This is a genomic window from Brevibacterium luteolum (genome assembly GCF_025147615.1).
Lineage (GTDB): Bacteria > Actinomycetota > Actinomycetes > Actinomycetales > Brevibacteriaceae > Brevibacterium > Brevibacterium luteolum.
In genome coordinates, this window is record NZ_JALXPM010000084.1 from 1 (window position 1) to 3,787 (window position 3,787).

At 66.8% G+C, this 3,787-nt stretch carries 6 protein-coding genes; 2 read left to right on the plus strand and 4 right to left on the minus strand.

Features of this window, described 5'->3' with window-relative positions; genetic code table 11:
* Nucleotides 1-23 precede the first annotated feature (23 nt).
* Nucleotides 24-485 carry a heme-binding beta-barrel domain-containing protein gene (locus M3C25_RS13020; RefSeq protein ID WP_259857209.1) on the minus strand — a complete coding sequence of 154 codons (462 nt, stop codon included), beginning with the start codon at nucleotides 483-485 and terminating at the stop codon, nucleotides 24-26.
* 220 nt (nucleotides 486-705) lie between these two features.
* Between M3C25_RS13020 and M3C25_RS13025 the strand changes: the two genes are divergently transcribed.
* Entirely contained in the window at nucleotides 706-1,236 is a 531-nt protein-coding gene (locus M3C25_RS13025; RefSeq protein WP_259857211.1) for a hypothetical protein, read from the plus strand.
* Between the two features lie 9 nt (nucleotides 1,237-1,245).
* On the opposite strand, the gene ispF is transcribed toward M3C25_RS13025, so the two are convergent.
* The 3 genes from ispF to M3C25_RS13040 are packed head-to-tail and all read right to left on the minus strand — an operon-like array spanning nucleotide 1,246 to nucleotide 2,947.
* Nucleotides 1,246-1,743: a 2-C-methyl-D-erythritol 2,4-cyclodiphosphate synthase gene (gene ispF, locus M3C25_RS13030; protein WP_102162003.1), complete on the minus strand. Its 498-nt coding sequence runs from the start codon at nucleotides 1,741-1,743 to the stop codon at nucleotides 1,246-1,248.
* Nucleotides 1,740-2,471, minus strand: coding sequence for a 2-C-methyl-D-erythritol 4-phosphate cytidylyltransferase (gene ispD, locus M3C25_RS13035; RefSeq protein WP_259857213.1), 732 nt, complete (start codon nucleotides 2,469-2,471; stop codon nucleotides 1,740-1,742). Before ispD ends, ispF begins: the two co-directional genes overlap by 4 nt.
* Nucleotides 2,465-2,947, minus strand: a complete 483-nt coding sequence (locus tag M3C25_RS13040) for a CarD family transcriptional regulator (protein ID WP_102162005.1) — start codon at nucleotides 2,945-2,947, stop codon at nucleotides 2,465-2,467. The genes ispD and M3C25_RS13040 overlap by 7 nt, the downstream gene beginning before the upstream one ends.
* 278 nt (nucleotides 2,948-3,225) lie before the next feature.
* On the opposite strand from M3C25_RS13040, the gene M3C25_RS13045 reads away from it, so the two are divergent.
* Nucleotides 3,226-3,780, plus strand: coding sequence for a hypothetical protein (locus tag M3C25_RS13045; RefSeq protein WP_165883651.1), 555 nt, complete (start codon nucleotides 3,226-3,228; stop codon nucleotides 3,778-3,780).
* The last annotated feature ends 7 nt before the right edge of the window (nucleotides 3,781-3,787 follow it).

The following is a 3,787-nucleotide window of genomic DNA, read 5'->3' on the forward strand; positions in this document are numbered from 1 at the left end:
TCCCCGCGGTGACGTCGCCGGCTTCAGGGGGTGCGCATGAGCTGGGCGGTCAGGTGCCGGGTCATCTGGCAGCCGACAGCGGCCATGTCGAAGTTGACGGTCAGGTCGTTGCCGGCGAAGACGAATCGGCGCTTGGTCATCTCCACGTTCTTCGCCGTCGAGGTGTTGAGCACCCGGCCGGTGAGGTGCAGGACGATCCGCTCGTCGGTGAGATCGATGTGCCCTTCGAGCAGCTCGGTCTGACCGGTCGGCTGGGCGATGGTGAACTCCGCCCAGTCACCGACCAGCCTCAGGTAGCCGGTCTCGACGTGCATCGGCTTGCCATCAGGTGACCAGGTGCGCTGGGAGTAGGCGAGGAACGGCTTGCCGACATCGCGGAACTCCGTCTCCTCCCGGTACTCGAAGTCATCGATCGTCGGGTACTCGCCGAAACCGCTGCCGCTCCAGGCGCCGGCGATCCGTTCGAAGGCGGGGTGTGAGGTCATAGCTGAATCGTATCCGCGGCCGTCCCCGGCCGGTAGACCGAGGTGCCGGGAACCCCGGTCTGGATCCCGGCCTCGGGCATATGGCGCGGGTGGATCCGACCCGCCCGATGGGAAGCAATCGGGCTGTGAAACTGTTGTACCTGACAGCTGCTGTTTCCCATCCCAGCGGCTCCGTCCCCAGCAGTGTGTCAGCACCGCTTCGATCGCTAGGAGTGATTCCGTGAGCACCCCGCAGACCCCGCTCAGCCGCAACGAGCAGATGTGGGTCACCGAACGCGTCAACGCCCCCGGATGGGGTGTGTTCTACGGCATCGTCGCGATTGTCTTCGGCATCGTGCTGGCGATCTCGTCCTGGATGGCCGACATCAGCCAGGCGGCGCTCATCATCTGCCTCATCGCCTGCGCCTTCATCACCGGCCTCGGCGTGTGGATCACCCTGCGCGCGGCCACCCGGATCACACCGCTGCAGCGGCTGCGCAAGGGCCGCGAACCCGACCACGTCGATGCCGTCGTGATCGTCTCGATCTCCGACCTGCGCGGCATGGTGCTGCGCTACGCCAACGGCGGAGAGGTCACCCTGCGCGGACCGGCCCCGACACCTGCTGAGGGCAAGGACACGGTGCCGGTCAGCCTCGGTGAGACGGTGAAGCTGAGCTCGTGGGTGCCGGCGAACAAGTCGGCGCCGATGATCGGACGCATCGACTTCAGCGACGGCGCCCGGGCGATCGGCGAGCTCGAAGAACCGCTCTGAAGAAGCGCCTCAGCTGCGCTGAACGACGACGGCGGTCGCGATCGCTGCGATCCCCTCGCCGCGGCCGGTGAGGCCGAGCCCATCGGTTGTCGTGCCAGAGACCGCGACCGGTGCACCGGCGGCAGCCGAGAGCACCCGCTGCGCTTCGTCGCGGCGGGTGCCGATCTTGGGCCTGTTGCAGATCGCCTGCACGGCGATGCTGCCGATCTCGAACCCGGCTGCGCGCACGAGCCGGGCGGCCTCCGTCAGGAGCTCCGCTCCCGAGGCGCCGGCGAGTTCCGGCCGGTCGACGCCGAAGTGCGCGCCCAGATCCCCGATGCCGGCGGCTGTGAAAAGCGCATCACAGCAGGCATGGGCGACGGCATCGGAATCCGAATGTCCCTCAAGCCCGACTTCGCCTTCCCACAGGAGACCGGCGAGCCACATCGGCCGGCCGGGATCCTTCGAGAAGGCGTGCACGTCGGTGCCGATGCCCACCCGCGGCAGGATCGGAGTGTTCTCGCTCATCGGTTCTGCCCTCCAGCAGTCGCGTCTTCCAGCAGCAGTTCGGCGATGCGCATATCGAGCGGGTGGGTGATCTTCAGCGCCCGCTCATCACCGGCAACCGCCCGCACCTCGTGGCCGAGGCGCTCGGCGAGCATCGCGTCATCCGTGGCAGTGATCGGGTCGCGGGCCTGCAGAGCGTGGGCCTCTTCGAGCACCTCGACGGCAAAGCCCTGCGGGGTCTGCACTCGTCTGAGCTGCTCGCGGTCGATGTCGCCGATGACGCGTTCGTCTCCGGCGGCCGCGCATGGGCTGCGCAGCGTCTCGACGCGTTTGATCGTATCGGTCACCGGCAGCACCGGCACGACAGCAGGGGCGCCAGCCGCCAGGGCATCGGTGACACGGGTGAACACCTCGGGAGGCGTCAGGCAGCGGGCGGCGTCGTGGACGAGCACGGCTTCGATGCCAGGATCGGAGCTCTGGGCGGCTGACAGGCCAGCACGGACGCTGGCGACGCGGTCGGCGCCGCCGGCTACCACCTCGGCGGCGGTGCCGAGGGTGTCCCGTGCGGCAGAGAGGAACGCCTCGGGAACGGCGACCACGATGTGATCGGCGACTCCCGAGGCGTGTGCACCGCGAACGCAGTGCTCAAGCAGGGTCGTTCCGGCCAGTTCGGCAAATGCCTTCGGAATGCCGGCTCCCAGGCGGGTGCCCGAGCCGGCGGCCGGGATGACGATGCAGGTTCTTATGATGCGAGGACCTCGTCGAGCAGGGCCTCGGCTTCTTCCTCTTCCTTCTTCTCAGCCAAGGCGAGCTCGGAGACGAGCACCTGGCGGGCCTTGGCGAGCATGCGCTTCTCGCCGGTGGAGAGCCCACGGTCCTGCTCGCGACGCCACAGATCGCGGACGACTTCAGCCACTTTGATGACGTCGCCGGACTGGAACTTCTCGAGATTTGCCTTGTAGCGGCGGGACCAGTTGGAGGGCTCTTCTGAAATGTCAGCCCGCAGCACCTGGAAGACCTTTTCCAGCCCCTCTTCACCGACCACATCGCGCACGCCGACGAGATCGCAGTTCTCGGCTGGCACTTCGATGGTCAGATCGCCGTGGGATACCTGAAGCTTCAGATAGAGCTTGTCTTCGCCCTTGATCGCCCGGGTCTTGATCTCCTGGACTGTGGCTGCCCCGTGGTGCGGATAAACAACTGTGTCGCCGACCTGAAAACTCATGTTCTTCATTTCCCCTTTCGCGGACTTCCAGTTTACCACGAACACGCCGCTTCAGACGGTGTGCCAGGGGCCGAATCGTGCTAAGGTGCACGCCTTGCATCGCCCGGATTCACGCGCTACGCGGGCGCGCGTTGGACTCCCGGGCACGCGACCACCTCGGGCACGGGGCTGGGGATGGGGATGCGGTCAGCGGGTGAGTTCTACGTGCGGTCAAAAAGCAGGTAGGATATCCAGTGATTCTGTCATTTCACTCCGTCGTCACTCCAAGGAGCTTGAACGTGAAACGGTCCACTCGTGCGGCACTCGCTGCCGCTGCCGTCGCCCTCGTGATCCCTGCCAGCGGCTGTGCCAGCCTGCTGTCGGCGCAGCAGACCGCGGAGTATCAGTACAACGGCGGCGACGGGGCCTGGAACGTCGAGAACGAGCAGGTCAAGGTCCGCGGACTACTCCTCATCGCCAATGACGACGACGTCGCGCAGGTGTTCTTCACCGTCGTCAACAACTCCGATGAGGACGCTGACGTCGAGATCTCCGTCGGCTCCGCAACCGCCTCGGAGACCGTGCCAGCCGGTGGCCGCTGGGTGCAGAACCCGGAGAACGCCGCTACTGAGTCCGAGCCGCTGCTGACCGAGAACTACGGCGGCAAGCCCGGCGACAAGGTCGACGTCGAGGTGACGATCAACGGCGAGACCGAGGTCGTGCGCGCCCAGGTGCTCAACGGCGCCCACCCGGACTACAAGGATCTTGAGCCCACCGGCGCTCCCGGTGACGAGAACGCTACCGGTGTCGTCGAGACCCCCGGGCCGGAGGAGTCGCCGACCGCGACCCCCTGATCCGCTC